The organism is Dyella sp. AD56, assembly GCF_002878475.1.
In the GTDB taxonomy this organism is placed as follows: Bacteria; Pseudomonadota; Gammaproteobacteria; order Xanthomonadales; family Rhodanobacteraceae; genus Dyella.
Window position 1 is genome coordinate 371,472 of the sequence record NZ_NRDP01000001.1, and the last position, 19,691, is coordinate 391,162.

Sequence of the window (19,691 nt, forward strand, 5' to 3'; positions counted from 1 at the left end):
TGGAGATTCAACCCATGCGTGCACTTCGTTACCTCGTTCTCGCCGGCCTCGTCAGCGCCGCCGTGTCCGTCCAGGCCGCCCCGGTGACCTACAAGATGGATCCGGGCCACACCATGGTCCTGTTCAGCTGGAACCACTTCGGTTTCTCCAACCCGACCGCCAACCTTGGCATCGGCGACGGCACCATCGTGTTCGACGACAAGGACGTGTCCAAGTCCTCCGTCGACGTGACCCTGCCGCTGACCGACCTCGATACGCACGTGTCGAAGCTCGACGAGCACCTGAAGAAGCCGGACTTCTTCGATGCCGACAAGTACCCGACCATCACCTTCAAGAGCACCAAGGTGCAGGCCGCTGGTGGCAACAAGTACAAGGTCACGGGTGATCTCACCGTGCACGGCGTGACCAAGCCGGTGACGCTGGACGCTACGCTCAACAAGAGCGGTGAGCACCCGATGATGAAGGTGCAGACGGTGGGCTTCGACGCCTCCACCACGCTGAAGCGTTCTGACTTCGGCATGGGTGCCTACGTGCCGAATGTGAGCGACGAGATCAAGGTGCACATCACCACCGAAGCATCGGTGCCGAAGGCCGACGCCGCTAAGTAAGCACGAACGTCGTAAGTGAAAAAGCCCGCGCCATGAGCGCGGGCTTTTTCTTTATGGGATCAGTGATCGCCGATGCCCGCGTTCTTCAGCAGGGCGAGCCTGCCCAGGTCCAGGTCGTTCACCGCCTGCTTGAGTTCGTCGATGTCCTCGGCATTACCGCTTGCCTTGACCGTGAAGCGATCGGCTACCACGACGCTGAACTCGCCACTCTTGGTCTGCACATCCCACGATTCGTGCACCAGGCGGTCGTGGTCGGTATAGGTTTTATCGTAGCTGCGGTCAGTCTGGTCTTCCGTGGTGGGTGTTGCCGGACTGGCCACGGCGGCCATGTCGCGCACGTTGCCCGCGTCTGCCACTTCCATCTGCAGAGTGCGGACGCGGCCGTCGCTGTAGGTAGCACGCGCCGTGGAGATCTGCATACCCATGGCACCGGAACGTTGGGCGTTGAAGTCGCTGCGCTTCATACCGTCCAGCTCGTCGGGCAGGAAGCCTTGCAGCGTCTGGGGTGACAGCGATGTCGCTGCCGTCTTGCCGTCGCCGCTCATCAGCTTACCCATGGCCGTCTGCTGCGCGGCTACGTCGCCGGTCTTTTGCGCGTTATCCAAATCCTTTGCGGCACGAGCCGTGTTGGCGCCGATGGCGGAAAACTTGCCGAGTGCGCTGTCCGGGTCGACCGTTACCGTTGTGCCATCGCTGCGAGTGACGTGCATGCCGGTGGTCGACGCACCAGTGAGCGCCGCCGTGCCGAAAATTCCGCCCACGACGAGGGCAACGATCCAGCTCAGCACGATGCCGGCGATCACGGTGACTGCGGTGTATCCAGCCGCCTTGTCGGTAGGGCAGCGCATGGTGTGCGGCAGGCCAAGATAGAGCAGATAGATGCCATAGATGAGGCCGGCGATGGCGACCAGCCAGCCTAGCCAGGGAATGATCATGGCGATGCCGGCCACCCAGCCCGCGGTCCAGCCATAGGCCACCGTCTTTAGCGCCTGCACCGGGTCCTTGGTGCCGCCGAAGGTGGGGGCAAGTGCGTCGACAATGAGAGCCGCCACGTACGTCACCACCAAGGTCAGTGCGTAGTGCAGGATCATGCCGAGCAGGCCCATGCCCAGTGGGGTGTGCACGTGCACGCCGAAGCCGCCGTGACCAATCAGGGTGCCCCTGATGAACTGGGTGACGACAGGCAGCGCAGCGACGATGCAGATGTAGTTGCGAAAGAGGCCGCCGATGGTGGCGGGTTCTGCGGCGATGACGGGCCATTCGGTCCGTGGCGAGCCGAGGATGGCCTTGATGCGGCCGACGATTTTGGCGAAGTCCATGACGATCTCTGTACGAGAATGGGCACGCGCCCGCCATCCACGGACTGTCGGATTGCGAGCCCTTCGATTCCCCCCGCCTGATTCGGGCCGATGGGCATTCTCGGCCGCTACGAAGGCCCCCGACATTGGTCGCTAGCACTATGTCCTATGTCGGCGGATTCCAGTGCCGGCCTGCTAACATGGGCGGTCTGGTGTCCTGATGGAGTTTGACCCCATGTCGCGTTCCCCTGCGGCTGCCCCGTTGATCCCGGCGAATGCCGAAAATCGTTACGAAGTGACGCGCTCGGACCTTCCGCTGTCCTGCCCGATGCCCGGCATGACGCTGTGGAACTCCCACCCGAAGGTCTATTTGCCGATCGTCGAGGACGGCGGTGAATCCACATGTCCTTATTGCGGCGCGCATTACGTGCTGCGGGACTGATTCAAACACCATCCGTTACAACTGAAACAATCTAGCGCGCCGGTTTAGGCACGATTGCTGCTTGCCTCTAGGAATGAAGGCTCCTTTTGAACAAATCATGTCAGCAATCGCCACACCAGCGAGGTCACTGACCATCGTTCAGCTGATCCCCGCCCTGAACTCGGGCGGGGCGGAACGGTCTGCGCTGGAGATTGCGCGTGCTTTGGTTCAGGCGGGGCATCAATCCATCGTCATTTCTGCCGGTGGCCGCATGGTGTCCCAGCTGGAAGCCGAGGGTAGCCGTCATATCACCCTGGATATCGGCCGCAAGTCGCTCGGTACCTTCATGAAGGTAGGCCAGTTGCGCAAGCTGCTGCGCGAGCTCCGGCCGGACATCGTGCATGCGCGGTCCCGCCTGCCGGCCTGGCTGGGCTGGTGGGCCCTCAAGGGTATGAAGCCGGCGCCACATTTCGTGACCACGGTGCATGGGCTCAATTCGCCGGGGCGCTACAGCGCGATCCTGCTGCGGGGCGAGCGCGTCATTGCCGTTTCGCAGACCCTGCGCGATTTCATGCTCAGCCATTACTCGTGGCTGGAACCGGGCCGCGTGCGGGTGATTCCGCGGGGTATCGATCCGGACGCCTTTCCGTATGGGCATCGGCCCGACGACGGCTGGCGCAAGGCGTTCTTCGCCGAATTTCCGGCCCTGGCCGGCGCGCCCTTGCTGACCCTGCCGGGACGTGGAACGCGCCTGAAGGGCCACCACGACGCCATCGAACTAGTCGCTGAGCTGAAGCGTCGCGGCATCGACGTGCGCTTGCTCTTGCTGGGTGTGATCGAGCCAGGCCGCGAAGCCTACGTGGACGAGCTGCGCAACCTTGTCCGGGCCCGTGGCCTGGACGCGCAGGTGGTGATGACGCCACCCCGCAGCGACGTGCGCGACATCTACGCCATTTCCTCGCTGGTGCTGCAGCTGTCGAACAAACCCGAGTCGTTCGGCCGCACCGTGATCGAGGCGCTGTCGCTGTGCCGCCCCGTGCTGGGTTACGCGCACGGCGGCGTGGGCGAGCTGCTGGCCGAACTGTACCCGGCCGGCCGCGTGCCGCCAGCGGACCGCGAGCGACTGGTTGAGCGCGCAGCCGAGCTGCTGCGCGTGGCTCCGCCTATCCCGATGCTGCAGAGCTATCGCCTCAGCGATATGCAGCAGGCCACGCTGGCCCTGTACGACGAGCTCACCGCCGCCTGACGCAGCGCTCCGGTCGACGCGCTCACCTACAATGCGCGGATCGCCCTTGTTGACCCACGCATGAGTCCTATCGCTGCATCCCTGAAGGCCTGGCTGCGCTCTCCGCTGTTGCCGTTCTGGCTGGTGATCGCCTTGCTGCCCTTCGGGCGCAGCGCCGAGCTAGGCACGTTGCTGTGCCTGCTGGGCACCGTGATGTTGTTCGTGCGACATCCCGCTGCGTTGCGTGAGCATGAAGGCGCCCGTCTGTTGCTGTGGCTGCTGGCCGGCTACGTTGGCGCGGCGCTCATCTCCGCCGTGGATTCGGTCGCTCCAGGCAAGAGTTGGAGCACGGTGGCCTCGTTGCTGCGCTATGCCCCGCTGGGCCTCTATGCCTGCTTCGCCATTCGTCGCGAGGACAAGCTTGATGCTCTGTATCAGGCCGTGGCCGTGGTGCTGGCGCTATGGGCGCTGGATGCATGGGTGCAGATCCTGACCGGCTGGAGCCTCGGGGGACATGCGGAGCCTGAGCGCATCTCGGGGATCTTCGGCGCAGGCAACCTGAAGCTCGGGCCCAGCCTGTCGGTGCTCGCGCCCTTTGTGTTGTGGGCGGCGCAGCGTCGCTGGGGAACGAAGGGCGTGCTCACCGCTTTTTTCCTGCTGCTCGGGCCGGTGCTGATGTCGGGGTCGCGTGCATCCTGGCTGTGTTACGCACTGGTGGCACTGGGCTTCGCGTGGCGCATCGCGCGTTCACCGCTTCGCTTCATGGCGCTCGCGAGTGGCCTCGTGGTGGTGGTGCTGCTTGCCGGTGGTATCGCCTGGAAAACCTCCGAGCGATTCCAGTTGCGTATGGATCGCTCGCTGCAGGCGCTGGGCGGTTCGGGGCAGTCGGTGGACATGGCGTTGAGCGGGCGGCTAGACATCTGGCGTACCAGCATCGCGATGTTCGAAGCGCATTCCATCAACGGTGTTGGCGTCCGCGCCTACCGTTATGCCTATCCACACTACGCACCCTCTGACGATCATTTCGTGGTTTCGCTCGAGGCGTGTGGGCCCGGCGAGGGTGCGTGTCACGCGCATCAGTGGTTGCTGGAAGTGCTCACCGAAACCGGCGTGCTTGGCATGCTGTGCTGGCTCGCCGCTATTGGCCTCGCACTTCGTGCATGGCGTCGCGTGGGGAAGGGCGCTCGCGAGCGCGCATTCCCGGTCACGCTGGCCTTGGCCGTGATGCTGTTTCCACTCAACACGCACCTGGCGTTCTATTCGGCCTGGTGGGGCTTGCTGTTTGCCTGGTTGCTGGGCCTTTGGTGCGCGGCGCTCTACGTGTTTCCGGCGCGGCAGGGAGAGGCCGCATGACGCGCGAGCCGCTGTCTGTGGTGGTCATTACCTTTAACAACGCCGACACGCTTGACGCATGCCTCAATGAGGTGGACTGGGCCGAGGAAATCGTCGTGCTCGATTCGGGCTCGACGGACGATACCGTCGCCATTGCTCGGAAGCATGGTGCGCGCGTGGCCGTACATCCGTTCGATGACTACGGGCCGCAGAAGCAGCGCGCCTACGACATGGCCAGCCACCATTGGATCCTCAACCTGGACGCGGACGAGATTCTCTCGCCGGGCACCCGCGAGGAGATCGAGCGCGCACTGAGCGAGCCACGCTATGCAGGTTATCGCCTGCCGCGTCGCGAGCGCATGTTCTGGACCGTGCAGCACCGCTGGAGCTGGCGCAACGGACACCTGCGATTGTTCGACCGCCGTCGCGGCGGTATGAACGACGTCGAGGTGCACGCCGCCGTTGAAGTGCACGGCCCGGTGAAAACGCTTCGGGGTGCCGATTTCGTCAACGACGGCGACGGTGACATCGCTACCCGCGTGGAGAAGATCAACCGCTACACCACCGGTATGGTGGCGTACAAACTGCGCAAGCAGCAGCGCTTCACCGGCCTGCGCATGGTGTTCTATCCGCCGGTGTTCTTTCTGCGCCAGTACATCGGTAAGCGCTACTTCCTTAATGGCTGGGCCGGGTTTATCGCCAGCGTTACCGGTGCGTTCTACGCATTCCTGAAATACGCCAAGTTGCACGAGGCTCGTGAACAGGCCGAGCGACAGTCCAAGAAAGCACCGCGCTAAGCGTTTGGTAGCGCAATTTGCGTCATCCGCGGTGCTGCGTTATTCAGTGCGCGTTTAGATCGCGGTACAGCGAGACGCAAGCTCTTGCATGGCCGGAATTACTTGCATCGAAGAACGCTTGAGCAATGAAGCCATTGCGTCGTGAAGCGACCGTCAATTTCAACTTTGGACGAATGAAGTTGCGTTAGTACGGTCATGGTCCGTGTGTTGTTGATACAACGCGGAAGTACGCGGCAACGCCATGATTTGAATCGTTTCGATGAATCGTTCACGCCGAACAGCACGTTTTGGCGTTTGTTCTTGTTGTGGCATTGCATGCGCGTTCTACACTCGCCGTCCTTGGTTGGGTATCACGGCGGATGGGCAACGGATGCCTTTCCCGTGCGGGGTTAGGGTGATTTTTCTGTACAGCAATGAAGCGTGTCGCCGGCACGGTGGCGCGACGGGCGTGTGTGTCTGATGCATAGCGCGAATCGGGAAGGAGGGTAGGAAGGAAGCATCGGTGGTCTTTACCAGAACAGGGGGAGCTTGTTTGTTCTCAATGGATCACATCACGGAGACATTGCATGAAACACGAGCACCTGAGTCTGCTTGCGGCCATTAGCCTGGTCCTTGCGGGTACGCCGATTATCGCGTCGGCACAATCGGGCACTGCACAGAACGCAGCGCTCGCCGGCCTCAACACAGCGGAAGCGTCCAGGGTGACGCAAACCGTCGATAGCCGCGTGACATCGACACTGCAGCAGAGCCACCTGAGCATCGTCGACAAGTCGGTCGCCACGAAAGCCGTGGATGACGCGACCCCCATGAACCATATGAACCTGATCCTGCAGCGTAGTGATAAGCGGCAGGCCGCCCTTGAGACGCTGATCGCTGCGCAACACGATCCGTCGTCGTCCAAGTTCCGCCAATGGGTAACGCCTGAGCAGTTTGGCCAGACCTTCGGCATTTCCGATGCGGACATCGCGGCCGTCAGCGGATGGCTGAAGTCGCAGGGCTTCACTGTCAACGGCGTGTACGCCAACAAGACGCAGATCGACTTCAGCGGTAACGCGGGTCAAGTCAAGCGGGCGTTCCACACGCAGATGAACCGCTACACGATCAACAATGCCTCGCACATTGCCAATGCCAGTGATATCAGCATTCCGCAGGCACTACAGAGCGTGGTGGTAGGTGTCGCCGGCCTCAACGATGTTCACCCACAGGCACAGCACACCAAGCCGACGTACGGGCAGTTCAATGCCAGCACGCAGCGCTTCGATGTGCAAAAGCCGAAGACGAATGCCATCGGCGTGACGCCGCAGGCGGTGAACTTCACCAACGGTGCGCGTGGCCTGGTGCCGTATGACATGGCCAAGATCTACGGTACCGACAAGCTCTATGCAGCTGGTCTGACCGGCTCGGGCATTACCATCGCCTTGGTCGAAGACAGCTCCATGGTGCCGAGTGACTGGAGCAACTTCGTAAGTCAGTTTGCACTGACCAGCTACGGCGGCACGTTCAAGCAGTTCCAGCCGCAAGCCACGGGCTTTACCAATTGCATTGATCCGACCATCGCTGTTCCTGGCGAGGACGACTTCGAGGCCTTGCTCGATGCCGAGTGGTCCACTGCGTTGGCTCCTGGTGCCAACATCTGGTTGGCCAGTTGCGACGATTCCAATTCCAGCAACTTCTTTGGTGGCGTATTCACCGCCGCGACCAACTTGATCAACGGAACCACTCGTCCCAACGTCATCAGCGCAAGCTATGGCTACGGCGAAGGCTTTACCGATGCGGCCAGCAAGCATGCCATCGACCTGATGTGGGCACAGGCGGATGCGGAAGGCATTTCCGTGTTCGTATCCAGCGGCGACTCGGGTTCCAACCCGAGCTTCAACGGCGGCTTCATCAATGGTGTGGGCATTGACGCCAATGCCTTCGGCACGTCGCCGAACGACACCGTAGTCGGCGGTACCGATACGGCTGATATTCTCGACGGCACTACGAAGAAGTACTTCAGCTCGACGTACAACGCGGTCTACGGTTCGGCGCTGTCGTATGTACCGGAGATCCCGTGGAACCAGTCGTGCGGCAACGAAGTGGCGGCGAAGTCGCTCGGTTACGCGACGTCGTTGGCATTCTGCAAGGCGTACCTGAGCTTCGATCCGAACGGCTACTACATCACGTCGGAAGCGGGCAGCGGTGGTCCATCGTCGGTGGATGCGAAACCGGTATGGCAGCGGCTGGTCTATAACGCGGCGAAGGACCAGTCGCGCGATGTGCCAGACGTGGCGCTGTTTGGCGGTTCCTATGGCGGTTCAACCTGGGTGATCGTGTGCGCACAGGCGTACCCGTGCACGCCGGGCTTTACCGGCAGCACCGCGTTGATCGGTGGTACGTCATTGTCGTCACCGATGTTTGCGGGTATCCAGGCATTGATCGACCAGGGGCTGGCGGCGAAGGGACTGTCGCCGAACCAGGGTAATGCTGCGCCGACGCTGTATGTGCTCGCCTCGGATGAGTACGGCGGCGCGAAGGGCGCACCGCCGGCCTCGCTGGCTGCGTGCAATGCGGACAATGGCACCAAGGGCACGAGCAAGTGCGTGTTCCACAATGTCACGCGGGGCAGCATCGCGACACAGTGCGTGCAGCAATTGCCCAACGTGGTCACGCCGGACTGCTACTACTACGGTGCGTTGCCGAACTCGTACCTGGGACCGATCCAGTTGGGTCTGACTTCGACCAGCACCAGCAAGTACAACGCGACCACGGAAGCGTTCGCGGCGCGCCAGGGCTGGAGTTTTGCGTCGGGCCTCGGCTCAGTGGACGCCAATAACCTGCTCAAGGCCTGGAAGGCCTTCGTCAACGTGCAGTAAGCGTCACCAAGACATCCCCGGCGTGCGTGCCGGGGATGTCGCGGCGAACGGCGTCAGGCGGCCTGTGACAACGGCAGCGGCTGATCGCGCAGCGCCGCCAGCAGGCGCGCGCAGGCTTCGCGGCGAAGCATTTCGCGGCGACGGAAGGCGGAGCGATGCTTGCTTTCCACCTGCGACTCGTCGCGTTCCGGTTCCGAGATAGGCAATGCGAAGAAGCCGTCCGGCTGCAGCACGCCTTGGCATTCTTCCCAGAAGCTGTCGTAGTCGGCCTTGATCTTGTCGGCCTCACCGGCGAACGGATGCGTGAGGTTGCTCACGCCGTAGATCCGCGTGGCGCCCGTGAACGAGCCGAAGGCCAGCAGCAACGAGAACAACAGGTTCTTCGGCCGCAGGCCGTAGCATTGCTTGGTGAGTTCGCGCACCGCTTCGCGGCCCAGCTCGGCGGCTGCGCCCTGCAGGCAGCCGATCAGCAGGGCCTTGCCTTCGTCAGCGATGCTGAAGATGGCGGACGAAAGGATCTGGCCCTGCGTGTTGGCGAGGCATAGCGCCAGCTCGCCTTCGCGACTGCGGCCGGTCGGGCGACGCAGCTCCAGCAGCAATTCGCTGCCGTCCTTCAGCGTGAGTGCGCCGAGCGTATGGCGACCGTGCAAATACACGTCATCGATCATCGCCTGCGGTAGCTGCTGGAAGGCGAAGCGGTAGTGCTGGCTAATGATAGCCAAGCGCTCACCTCGCCCCATGCGGCGATTGATGTAGTGATGGTGCCAGCGTTCGTGCAGACGAGGGTCGTGCGCGAGGATGGAGGTCAATCGCGGCGAGCCATACAGCTCGGCCAGCCATGAGGCTTGCCGACGCGCCATGCGGGCACTACGGGCGATGTATTTCAGGCCGGCGGCGAGGCACTTTGAGGGCGAGCCACGCCAATCGCGGCGTTGGCGCAGCGAGCGCAGAAACAGCCGGAAAGTCATGTGGGGTGAATCGTGGGAAAAAGATTCGTATGTTTTTACACGGACAGACTGTCATCAATCTGTCGTCGCGCCCTGTCGTTCGACGTAGGGCCTTCAGTAGACCGATGTCGCGCCGTCGGGCCGGGTCTTGAAACGCTTGTGTACCCACAGGTATTGCTCGGGAGCGGCGCGCACCATGTCTTCGATGCAGACATTGACGCGAGCGGTGTCCTCCAGCGTGTCCTTGCTTGGGAACTGTTCGAGCGGTGCGCCCAACTTCAACGCGTAGCCTGCGTTTCCGGGCAGTCGGCGATGGTAGAACGGGATCACCCGCGCGCCCGACAGCCGGGCCAGGTGATGAGTGGCGGTAATGGTGGCCGCTGATACTCCGAAGAACGGCACGAACACGTTGTCCTTGCTGCGCATGTCCTGGTCGGGTGCATACCAGAGCGTGCCGCCGTTGCGCAGGTGCTTCACCGTGCCGCGGATGTCGTCCTTCTCGAACATGGCTTCCGCGTAATCGAGCCGCGCGCGCAGTACGGCCCACTCGAACACGGGCGAATCCATCCGGCGATACATGCCCGAAATGCGGATGCGCTGGGAGACCAGTCGCGCGCACAACTCCAGGTGCGAGAAATGGCCGCCTACGAGTAGCACGCCCTTGCCCTGCGCCAGTGCGGTTTCGAGGTGCTCCAGGCCTTCAATGGTCACCGGCACTTTGGCGATGGCGCGTTCGCTCCCCATCCATCCCAGGGCGAACTCCATCATCATCAGGCCAATGTCGCGCAGGTGCGCATCCACCAGCTCGGCTTGATCCTTTGCGGACAATTCCGGAAAGCACAGGCCGATGTTCACCTCTGCGATATGGCGTCGAGGGGAGGGCACGCGTTGCACCAGCCAGCCCAGGCCGCGTCCAAGCCCCATCAGCCACGAGCGCGGCAGGTGGGCGATGAGCCAGATCACGCCAACTCCCAGCCAGGCGGGCCAGTGCATCGGAGCGAGCAGGGAGCGGGTAAACGTGGGACGGGGCATGCCAGGCATCGCCAGCATTGTAGGGAAGTGGGGAAAGCGAGGCGAGCCGCCACGCGGTGATTTCCTTGCCGCACGGCTATGACGGGGACGCGGGGCGCGAGCCGATATACTGGCCCACCGCATCCGATGGGCTTGCCGTTGCGCTATCTCTACACCCTCGCCATGTATCTGGTGACGCCGCTGATCATGCTGCGGCTATTGGCGCGTGGCGTGCGCTATGGCGACTACCACAAGCGTTGGCGCGAGCGTTTCGGCTTCTTCGAAGCACCTGGATTCACAGGCAGCCTGTGGGTGCATGCGGTGTCGGTGGGCGAGGTCAATGCCGCCGAGCCGCTGATCAAAGCCTTGCAGGCGGACTATCCGAATGCCCCGTTGGTGGTGACCACGGTCACGCCCACCGGCTCGGAGCGTGTGCGGCAGTTGTTCGGCAACAGCGTGTTCCATGTCTACCTGCCTTACGACCTGCCGTTTGCGGTCTCGCGATTCTTTAAGCGGGTAAGGCCGCGCCTAGCCATCATCGTGGAAACCGAGATCTGGCCGAATCTGTACTTTGCGTGCCGGCGTCGCAGTATTCCCCTGATGATCGTCAACGCGCGGCTCTCCGAGCGCTCACTGCGCGGCTACAAGCCGATGGGTGGCCTGGTGGCGCAGGCGCTCCGATGCGTGCATCAGATCGCTGCACAGTCGCGCACCGATGCGGCGCGCTACCGCGAACTTGGCGCAGACCGCGAGAAGATCACGGTCACCGGCAACCTGAAGTTCGACATGCCCGTCCCCTACGACGCCGAGCGCAAGGGTGAGGAACTGCGCCAGCAATGGGGGTGCCTGCGTCCTGTGTGGATCGCTGGTAGCACGCACGAAGGTGAAGAGCTGCCCGTGCTCGAGGCGCATCTGGAGGTGCTCACGCGCTTGCCCGACGCGTTGCTGCTGATCGCGCCGCGCCACCCCGAGCGCTTCAAGTTGGTCGAAAGCTCGGCGCGCAGCCTGGGCTTTACGGTGGGGACGCGCAGCGCTGATCGCGTGCCCTCCGCCGCCCACCAGGTGTTCGTGATCGATGCGATGGGCGAGTTGATGCCGTTCTATGCGGGCTCCGATCTCGCGTTCGTCGGCGGCAGCCTTGTGCCCATCGGTGGACACAACGTACTGGAGCCTGCCGCGTTGTCGACCCCTGTACTGGTGGGGCCGCATACCTTCAATTTCGAAGAGATCACGCTGACCCTGATCGGCGAGGGCGGGGCATCGCGCGTGAATACCCCGCAGGATCTCGGCGCAGCCCTGCTCCAGCTCCTGCGTGATCCGCCCCAGCGCAAACGCATGGGTGAGGCGGCTCGTATCGTGTTCGACAGCGAGCGTGGCGCGGTCAAGCGCGTGATGGGGATGATCGACGGCCTGCTACAGGAATAGACGTCCAGGCGGCTGCCGATCCAAATGCCGAATGCAACGAGGCCGGGACTAGCCCGGCCTCGTCATTCTTGCGTGTAGCGGGGTGCTGTCTTACTGCAGCATCGTATTGACCAGTTCCATGTCCTTCACGTCGATGGAGCCAGCCGACTGCTTCAGCTCCAACTGATCCAGCACCAACTGGTGGCGGGACTGGGAGTAGCTGCTCTCGGCCTGGGTCAGCGTCTGAATCGCATTGAGCACGTTCAGCATGGTCTGCGTGCCCACGTCGAAGCCGGCGCGCGTTGCTTCCAATGCCTTCTGGCCGGAATCAACCGAGGCCTTGTTGGCTTCCACCTGGCTGATGCCGGCAATCACGGAGCGGTAATAGTTGAGCGTGTCGCGGACTACCTGGCGGCGGGTGGATTCGAGGGAATCCTGCGCTTCGTCACGCTGGTAGATCGACTGACGTACTTTGGACTGGGTGGCGCCGCCAGAGAAGATCGGGATGTTCACCGAAAGACCGACCGTCGTGCCGTACTGGCCGTTGCCACGTAGGCCAGCTGCGCTGGCCTGTTCGAACCAGCTCGTGCTCTTGCCACGCTGCACGGACGCGTCGAGCGTCGGCAGATGGCCAGCGCGTGCCGCATCAATGCTGTGTTCGGCAGCCTGGACCGTGTACTGGTTGGACTGAATCGTGGCGTTCGACTGCAGCGCAGCCTGCACCCAGGTGTTCGGGTCGGCCGGATTCGGCGGCGTCAGCGGCAGGTCTTCACGCAGCTTCTTCAGATCGCCTACCGGCTTGCCGGTGATCTGCGTCAGCGCTTCCCTGGCGTCGTTGAGCGTGTTCTGCGCAGAGATCGTCTGGGCCTTGGCCAGCTCGTAATACGACTTGGCCTGGTAGACGTCCGTGATGGCGGACAGGCCCACCTTGAAGCGCTGGTCGGCCTGGTCGTAGGCCTCCTTGTAAGCGTCTTCATTGGCCTTGGCGAACACCAGCGCATCCTGGCTGGTCAGCACGCCGAAGTAGGCCGTGGTGACGCGCACGTACAGGTTCTGCAGCGAGGCGTCGTAGGCGGAGTCCTGTGAAGAGGCCTGCGACTTGGCAGCCGACAGGTTGGCCCACTGGCTCAGGTCCACGATCGACTGCGTCAGCGTGGCCGACACCGAGCGTGTGCGCGAATGGCCGGTATCGCTGACGATGAGGCCGTTGCTGGACTGGCTGCCGGTCGACTGCTGCGTCAGGCCGAAGCTGCCATTGAGCTGCGGCAGCATCAACGCACGCGCCTGAGTGACGCCTTCACCGATGGCAAGGCGCGTGGCTTCCGCCTGCGACAGCACCGGGTCATTGGCGCGGGCTTCTCGGTATGCATCCAGCAAATCCTCGCTGTGGCCGGCCAGCGGGAACGCCGACAGGGCCAGGGCAAGGGTCAGAAGCTTCAAGCGCATGGGTTGCCTCATGTATAGGGAAATAAGGTCAGAAAACGAAGCGACGCGGCGGCTCGGCGTGCTTCAGATACGGCAGGTCGGTTTCGAACAGCGACTCTTCGCGATAGCGGCCGTTGCCTTCGTGGGTCAGCAGTAGCACGTGCTGCACCGGCGATTCACCGCGCACCACCAGCATACGGCCACCCGGCTTCAGCCAGCCCAGGAAGCGCTGCGGAATCTGGGACACCGCGCCGGTCACTACCAGCGCGTCAAACAATCCGGTCGGCTGCCATGCATTCACAGCCTCGCCCACTTCAAGCTTCACATTGCTGATGCCCGCATTTGCCAGGCGCGCGCCGGCAGCGGTGACGAAGTCGGCATGAACGTCCAGGCTGGTGACGTGGCCGGCGAGTTTGGCCATGCATGCGGTAAGGAAGCCCGAACCCGTGCCGATTTCCAGCACTTGGTCGTTCGGCGTCAACTCGAGCGCCTGCAGCACGCGGCCCTCAAGCACCGGCTTCATCATCACCTCGCCATGCCCCAGCGGCAGGCAGAGGTCGGCGAAAGCCAGCTTGCGGTGCTCCGGGGCAACGAAATCCTCGCGGCGCACGGTGCCCAGCACATCGAGTACGCGGGCATCCAGCACCTCCCAGGGGCGCACCTGGTTCTCCACCATGTTCACTCGCGCCTGTTCGAAGTTCATCGCCATGTTGCTACGTCCCAATTTGAATCGGAAAAAGGCTAAAAATCATAAGCGCTTAGCCATCTTCCGACAATGTGCAAAGCCTGCAGTCTCGTCCATACGCTACGAAGTGCCGGAAGTCACCGCACTCGGTTGACGGAAGTCATGTGTGGCGCGGTGTCCGCGGACACTTAGCCATAAAACACTCGGGCACTGCGCCTATGGTTCCCCTTGTGTGCGACAGCCGTCTGACTGGGCAGGCGCGCTAATGCATCTTGCATAGCCTGATGCAAGGATGCGTCAAGGCGCTGGATACGAGCTGCCGGCGAGGCGAGGGCGCGGCTCTGCGCCGCCACCTCCAGCCAGGCCAGCCATCGGGCGATACGGGCCCGTTCGACTGCGTCCAGCCCGAATAGGGCCGTTCGCGCCAAAAAAGGCCGCCTGCCGCGCGCCTCCAGCCGCATGCTCAAGCCATAGGGCGAGCGCACGTTGAGCAAGGCGGTAGGCTGGGCTAAGGGAAAGTTCGGCGATAGTGGTCGACATGAACGAAGCCGTGTATCTTGGCCATGGAAAATAACTAAACCGCCGCGTATACTAAACGGGCGTTACCCATTTGTGAAGCCATTTGTGAAGGTATAGCCATGAGCACGATCCCGCAGACCAAGCCTCAGGGGCCCGGCCGTCCCAAGGACATGGAAAAGCGCGCGGCGATCCTTGAGGCCGCCAAGGCCCTGTTCATCCGCAACGCCTTCGCCGGCACCAGCATGGACGCCGTGGCGGCGGAAGCGGGTGTATCCAAGCTCACCGTCTATAGCCACTTTGGCGACAAGGACAACCTGTTCCGCGAGGTCATCCGCGCCCGTATCCAGGACCTCATTCCCGAGGACACCTACCACTACGATCCGGCCGAGGACATCCGCGAGACGCTGCAGCGCATCGCCCTCCACCACGTGCGCCTCGACTGTGACGTCCAGAACGTCGGCACCTTCCGCGCCATCCTCAGCGATTGCCGTCAGGGCAACCCCCGCTACGGCAAGCTGCTGTGGGAGGAAGGTCCCGATCGCACCCAGGGCCTCATGAAACGGCTCCTGCAACAGGCGGTTGACGACAGCAAGCTGGACATCGCCAACATCACCCGCGCCGCGGGCCAGTTCATCTCCCTGATCAAGGGTGAAATGCTCATGCGCCGCATGTTCGGCTGCGAAGAGTGCGTGCAGTCCTACACCGCGGAGCTGGAGCAGACCGCCCGCGACGGTGTGGACATGTTCCTGCGGGCCTATCTGCCCCGCTGATCGGAGCCCTTTCCGGGTCCGCCGAGGCCGCCACACTCGCGGCCTCCTCCGCTTCGTGCTCAAATAGAGGCGTGAAGCGGGGGTGCCGGAATAACCGGCTGAGAGAGTCCCTTCGAACCTGATGCGGCTAGTACCGCTGTAGGGAGCTTCGCCCGTATGCCCTAGGGCATATCTGGGCGCCGTCGCTTCTGTTGTTGGTATGCGAATCCATTCGCAACACCCCGCACACCCCTGTGCGGACTCCTCAACAAAAGCACGTCCCTTCTGGGGACATGGCTTTTAGCCCCGACGGATCTTGCCGATGAATGCCCTGCCCAATGACCTCGCGCGCGCCGCGCAGGAACTCTCCGAAGCCGTGACGCGCCCGATCCCGGGCTCGCGCAAGATCTACGTGCAGGGCAGCCGCCCCGACCTGAAGGTGCCATTGCGCGAGATCTGCCAGGCGCAGACGCCTACCCTGTTCGGTGGCGAAGAGAACCCGCCGATCACCGTGTACGACACCTCGGGCCCGTACACGGACCCTGACTACAAAGTGGACCTGATTACCGGCCTGCCGGCCCTGCGCGCGCCCTGGATCGCCGAGCGCGGCGACACCGAGCAGCTGACTGGCCTGAGCTCGGCCTTTGGACGCCAGCGCGCCACCGATCCGAAGCTCGACGCCTTCCGCTTCACCGCGACGCGCGCCCCGCATCGCGCCAAGGCCGGCGCCAACGTTACGCAGATGCACTACGCGCGACAGGGCATCGTCACGCCAGAAATGGAATACATCGCCATCCGCGAGAACCAGCGCATCGAGGCGCTGCATGAAAGCGCGCTGCGCAACCAGCATCCGGGCGAGTCGTTCGGCGCCGCGCTGCCCAAGCTGATCACGCCGGAATTCGTGCGTGATGAAGTGGCCCGCGGCCGCGCCATCATCCCGGCCAACATCAACCACCCGGAAGCAGAGCCGATGATCATCGGCCGTAACTTCCTCACCAAGATCAACGCGAACATCGGCAACTCCGCGGTGTCCTCCGGCATCGCCGAGGAAGTGGAAAAGCTGGTGTGGTCGATCCGCTGGGGTGGCGACACCGTGATGGATCTGTCGACCGGCAAGCACATCCACGAGACGCGCGAGTGGATCATCCGCAACTCGCCGGTGCCGATCGGTACGGTGCCGATCTACCAGGCGCTGGAGAAGGTCGGCGGCGTGGCCGAAGACCTCACCTGGGAGATCTTCCGCGACACGCTGATCGAGCAGGCGGAGCAGGGCGTCGACTACTTCACCATCCATGCGGGCGTGCTGCTGCGCTTTGTGCCGCTCACGGCTAAGCGTGTGACGGGCATCGTCTCGCGCGGCGGTTCGATCATGGCGAAGTGGTGCCTCGCGCACCACAAGGAAAACTTCCTTTACACGCACTTCGAAGACATCTGCGAGATCATGAAGGCGTACGACGTGTCCTTCAGCCTCGGTGACGGCCTGCGTCCGGGCTGCATTGCCGACGCCAACGACGCCGCGCAGTTCGGTGAGCTGGACACGCTGGGCGAACTCACGCAGATCGCGTGGAAGCACGATGTGCAGGTGATGATCGAAGGTCCCGGCCATGTGCCCATGCAGCTCATCAAGGAGAACATGGAGCGTCAGCTGGAGAAGTGCCACGAAGCGCCGTTCTATACGCTGGGGCCACTGACCACCGATATCGCACCGGGCTACGACCACATCACCTCCGCTATTGGCGCAGCGATGATCGGCTGGTTTGGCACGGCCATGCTCTGCTACGTGACGCCGAAGGAGCACCTGGGCCTGCCGAACAAGCAGGACGTGCGCGACGGCATCATTGCGTACAAGATCGCCGCACACGCGGCGGATCTAGCCAAGGGCCATCCGGGTGCGCAGGTGCGCGACAACGCACTGTCCAAGGCTCGCTTTGAGTTCCGTTGGGATGACCAGTTCAACCTTGGCCTCGATCCAGAAAAGGCGAAGGAATTCCATGACGAGACGATGCCGAAAGATGCGCACAAGAGCGCGCATTTCTGCTCCATGTGCGGTCCGAAGTTCTGCTCGATGAAGATCACGCAGGACGTGCGCGACTACGCGGCCGAGCACGGCACGGGTGAAGAGAACGCACTGGAAGAAGGCATGGCGGAGAAGTCCGCCGAGTTCCGTCAGCAAGGCTCTGAGGTCTATCACAAGGCCTGACGACGAGCTGGCGTTGTTCCGGTAGCGACAGGGCTGCCGGAACAACGCGCGATGTGCTTCGCAGGGATGTGCCTGGCCGAAGTATTTTGCGACGCGACCGACGGCCGGCTTGAACCCCGGCCGTTTTCCGTTGCCTGAAAGACACTGGGCATGCACGCCTCGGTCATCGGAAGGACGACACGCGCGTTGGAATAATCACATCGGCACCAGGAGACGCGTCATGTCGACACCAGACAACGCCCGCCAGGGACATGTGATTCTCAGCACCGTGCTCGCCACCCTGGCGCTAGGCGTCCTGCTGGCCAGCGCCGTGATGTGGTGGGTGACTGGCATGGATGATGGCGGCTCCTTCCCGGGGCAGGCAGCCACCGCAACCGCGGATGCCTCAACGACCTGACATAGGGCACAAAAAAACGCCGCCCGAGGGCGGCGTTTCATTTTAATGCTGCGCGTGAGACTCAGGCCTTATTGTCGGCCTTGTAGCGCTCGATGCCGCTGAGGATCTCAGCTTTGGCTTCGTCGGCGCCGACCCAACCTTCGATCTTTACCCACTTGCCCTTCTCGAGATCCTTGTAATGCTCGAAGAAGTGACCAATGCGCTCAAGCCAGTGGCCCGAGACGGACTTGATGTCCTTGATATGCGCGTAGCCCGCGAAGATCTTCTCGACCGGCACCACCACCAGCTTTTCGTCGCTGCCGGCTTCGTCGGTCATCTTCAGCATGCCGACCGGATGGCAACGGATCACCGAGCCCGGCACCAGCGGCAACGGCAGAATCACCAGCGCGTCGAGCGGGTCACCGTCGCCACCGAGCGTGCCCGGGACGTAGCCGTAGTTGCACGGGTAGCGCATCGGCGTGGACAGGATGCGGTCGACAAAGATCGCGCCACTTTCCTTCTCCACCTCGTACTTGACGGGCTCCGCATCCTTGGGGATTTCGATGATGACGTTGATTTCGTCCGGAACCTTGCGGCCGGCGGGTACGAGGTGCAGACCCATGTGCGTGTCCTTAGGCGTAGTGAGTGCAAAGACTTGAAATTCTACGGCAAAAGGTGGTGCATCGCAGCAGTTTGGCCGCCTCGTGGCCCGGTTGCAGTTCAGCGTGAGACGGGCCCTCGGCGGTGCTTAGGCTTGGTACGGGCGTTCCCGTAACCATTTGGTGGCGATCCATTTTTCGCCCTTGATCACGGGCAGCCCCGCATGCAGCGACGCTTCGTCCCCGGTGTCGTAGGCGAAATAGACGGCTGAACCGCGCATGGCCGTAACGGTAAGGCCGATGCGCGGAAAGGCCGTGCCGCCGCCTTCCTCCGGCGTGTTGAGGTACATCACTACGCTGGCGATGCGCTGACCACCGCGCGCCGTGATGGCGGAGAAGCCTGGCTGCTCGGGGTTGAACCAGTCGAAATGTGGCTCGTATTCCTGGCCCGCCTGGTAATGCAGGATCTGCAGGCCTTCGCCGTGGTTGACGGGAATGGCGAGCAGGTCGGCGATGCGCTGCTCGATCCGCTGCACGAGGGGCGTCTCGCCGATGCCGAAGAACATGCCTTGGCTGGTGCGTCGCTGGTCGGTCTGGTGACGACCGTCAACGTCCACGGTAAGCGAGCGGGCCAGGCGGGGTGTCGCTTCGGCCATCAGCCCGTCGCATTCCTCGGGCGTAAGCAGGTTCTCCAGCACGCGCACCACTGGCGCATCGGTGCTGACGGTGATCTTCACCGGATGGTCGCCGACCGTTTGCAAAGGCGCCTGCGGGTGGCGGGTTCGTGCGCCGACCACCTTGTTCTTCGCTGCGGCGATGACCGCGGCCAAGGGCAAGTTCAGCACGCGGGCGACGATCTGGCGGCTCTGCTCACCACCGTAGCCGGCATCCTTGAGCATCTTCAGCAGGTCGCTGAGGCTGCAGCCAGAGCGGCTGGTGGAAAGAATCCATTCGCGTAGTTCGGGGCGGATCGTGAGGTTGCTCATGCAAGGGCCTGTTGACGCTATAGGTGTGACTCGCGCCGGGATCTTTTTGCGCGCCAGACAAGGAAGAGTGAAGGAGTGTACGTCCGTACACGACTGAGTGATGACGCCGTATGGTGGGCAAAAAGACCCGGCCCGGAGGGTTGTTTGTCCGAGGCCGCCCAGCGGCAGCCCACGTCTTGCCCTGGCCACCAGCCAGGGCTGCGCCGCGCGCTACCACTGAACGACCTCGGACAAGCAACGCGAGTTACACCTAT

General features: G+C 62.9%; 17 protein-coding genes and 1 riboswitch. Of the genes, 10 read left to right on the top strand and 7 right to left on the bottom strand.

What is annotated here, in order from left to right; genetic code table 11:
* Positions 1-14 precede the first annotated feature (14 nt).
* Positions 15-608 carry a YceI family protein gene (locus tag DyAD56_RS01635; protein WP_102300979.1) on the top strand — a complete coding sequence of 198 codons (594 nt, stop codon included), beginning with the start codon at positions 15-17 and terminating at the stop codon, positions 606-608.
* Between the two features lie 59 nt (positions 609-667).
* On the opposite strand, the gene DyAD56_RS01640 is transcribed toward DyAD56_RS01635, so the two are convergent.
* Entirely contained in the window at positions 668-1,927 is a 1,260-nt protein-coding gene (locus tag DyAD56_RS01640) for a Yip1 family protein (protein WP_102300980.1), read from the bottom strand.
* A 214-nt stretch (positions 1,928-2,141) separates the two neighbouring features.
* Here DyAD56_RS01640 and DyAD56_RS01645 point away from each other — a divergent pair, with 214 nt between their 5' ends.
* From DyAD56_RS01645 to DyAD56_RS01665, 5 genes are all read left to right on the top strand, one after another.
* On the top strand, positions 2,142-2,348 hold the full coding sequence (locus tag DyAD56_RS01645) for a zinc-finger domain-containing protein (protein WP_074548296.1): 207 nt from the start codon (positions 2,142-2,144) through the stop codon (positions 2,346-2,348).
* Between the two features lie 97 nt (positions 2,349-2,445).
* Positions 2,446-3,573: a glycosyltransferase gene (locus DyAD56_RS01650; RefSeq protein WP_102300981.1), complete on the top strand. Its 1,128-nt coding sequence runs from the start codon at positions 2,446-2,448 to the stop codon at positions 3,571-3,573.
* A 60-nt stretch (positions 3,574-3,633) separates the two neighbouring features.
* The gene (locus DyAD56_RS01655) at positions 3,634-4,905 is read left to right on the top strand and encodes an O-antigen ligase family protein (RefSeq protein ID WP_102300982.1); all 1,272 of its coding nucleotides are present in this window, start codon (positions 3,634-3,636) and stop codon (positions 4,903-4,905) included.
* Positions 4,902-5,681, top strand: a complete 780-nt coding sequence (locus tag DyAD56_RS01660; protein WP_102300983.1) for a glycosyltransferase family 2 protein — start codon at positions 4,902-4,904, stop codon at positions 5,679-5,681. The genes DyAD56_RS01655 and DyAD56_RS01660 overlap by 4 nt, the downstream gene beginning before the upstream one ends.
* Before the next feature lie 566 nt (positions 5,682-6,247).
* On the top strand, positions 6,248-8,536 hold the full coding sequence (locus DyAD56_RS01665) for a protease pro-enzyme activation domain-containing protein (RefSeq protein ID WP_102300984.1): 2,289 nt from the start codon (positions 6,248-6,250) through the stop codon (positions 8,534-8,536).
* Between the two features lie 53 nt (positions 8,537-8,589).
* Here DyAD56_RS01665 and DyAD56_RS01670 read toward each other — a convergent pair whose 3' ends face one another.
* Together DyAD56_RS01670 and lpxL are read right to left on the bottom strand one after the other, a co-directional pair.
* Positions 8,590-9,504 (bottom strand): DUF535 family protein, encoded by a 915-nt coding sequence (locus DyAD56_RS01670; protein ID WP_102300985.1) that lies wholly within the window; start codon positions 9,502-9,504, stop codon positions 8,590-8,592.
* A 93-nt stretch (positions 9,505-9,597) separates the two neighbouring features.
* Positions 9,598-10,515, bottom strand: coding sequence for an LpxL/LpxP family Kdo(2)-lipid IV(A) lauroyl/palmitoleoyl acyltransferase (gene lpxL, locus DyAD56_RS01675; protein WP_233202244.1), 918 nt, complete (start codon positions 10,513-10,515; stop codon positions 9,598-9,600).
* Positions 10,516-10,641: 126 nt separating this feature from the next.
* Between lpxL and waaA the strand changes: the two genes are divergently transcribed.
* Positions 10,642-11,919, top strand: a complete 1,278-nt coding sequence (gene waaA, locus DyAD56_RS01680) for a lipid IV(A) 3-deoxy-D-manno-octulosonic acid transferase (RefSeq protein ID WP_199178856.1) — start codon at positions 10,642-10,644, stop codon at positions 11,917-11,919.
* Between the two features lie 90 nt (positions 11,920-12,009).
* On the opposite strand, the gene DyAD56_RS01685 is transcribed toward waaA, so the two are convergent.
* Together DyAD56_RS01685 and DyAD56_RS01690 are read right to left on the bottom strand one after the other, a co-directional pair.
* Complete coding sequence (locus DyAD56_RS01685) at positions 12,010-13,344, bottom strand: TolC family outer membrane protein (RefSeq protein WP_102300987.1); 1,335 nt, start codon at positions 13,342-13,344, stop codon at positions 12,010-12,012.
* Between the two features lie 28 nt (positions 13,345-13,372).
* Entirely contained in the window at positions 13,373-14,032 is a 660-nt protein-coding gene (locus DyAD56_RS01690) for a protein-L-isoaspartate O-methyltransferase (RefSeq protein WP_102300988.1), read from the bottom strand.
* 614 nt (positions 14,033-14,646) lie between these two features.
* Here DyAD56_RS01690 and DyAD56_RS01700 point away from each other — a divergent pair.
* The 3 genes from DyAD56_RS01700 to DyAD56_RS23790 all read left to right on the top strand — a co-directional run bounded on the left by DyAD56_RS01700 (position 14,647) and on the right by DyAD56_RS23790 (position 17,873).
* Complete coding sequence (locus tag DyAD56_RS01700; RefSeq protein ID WP_102300990.1) at positions 14,647-15,297, top strand: TetR/AcrR family transcriptional regulator; 651 nt, start codon at positions 14,647-14,649, stop codon at positions 15,295-15,297.
* Between the two features lie 68 nt (positions 15,298-15,365).
* A riboswitch (TPP riboswitch) is annotated at positions 15,366-15,459 on the top strand.
* A gap of 139 nt (positions 15,460-15,598) precedes the next feature.
* Positions 15,599-17,476 carry a phosphomethylpyrimidine synthase ThiC gene (gene thiC / locus DyAD56_RS01705; RefSeq protein WP_102300991.1) on the top strand — a complete coding sequence of 626 codons (1,878 nt, stop codon included), beginning with the start codon at positions 15,599-15,601 and terminating at the stop codon, positions 17,474-17,476.
* A 220-nt stretch (positions 17,477-17,696) separates the two neighbouring features.
* Entirely contained in the window at positions 17,697-17,873 is a 177-nt protein-coding gene (locus DyAD56_RS23790; protein ID WP_158241225.1) for a hypothetical protein, read from the top strand.
* Positions 17,874-17,934: 61 nt separating this feature from the next.
* Here DyAD56_RS23790 and ppa read toward each other — a convergent pair whose 3' ends face one another.
* Together ppa and DyAD56_RS01715 are read right to left on the bottom strand one after the other, a co-directional pair.
* A complete protein-coding gene (gene ppa, locus DyAD56_RS01710; RefSeq protein WP_102300992.1) occupies positions 17,935-18,474 on the bottom strand; it encodes an inorganic diphosphatase in 540 nt (179 codons plus the stop codon).
* A gap of 126 nt (positions 18,475-18,600) precedes the next feature.
* The gene (locus tag DyAD56_RS01715; RefSeq protein WP_102300993.1) at positions 18,601-19,437 is read right to left on the bottom strand and encodes a 2OG-Fe(II) oxygenase; all 837 of its coding nucleotides are present in this window, start codon (positions 19,435-19,437) and stop codon (positions 18,601-18,603) included.
* Positions 19,438-19,691 lie beyond the last annotated feature (254 nt).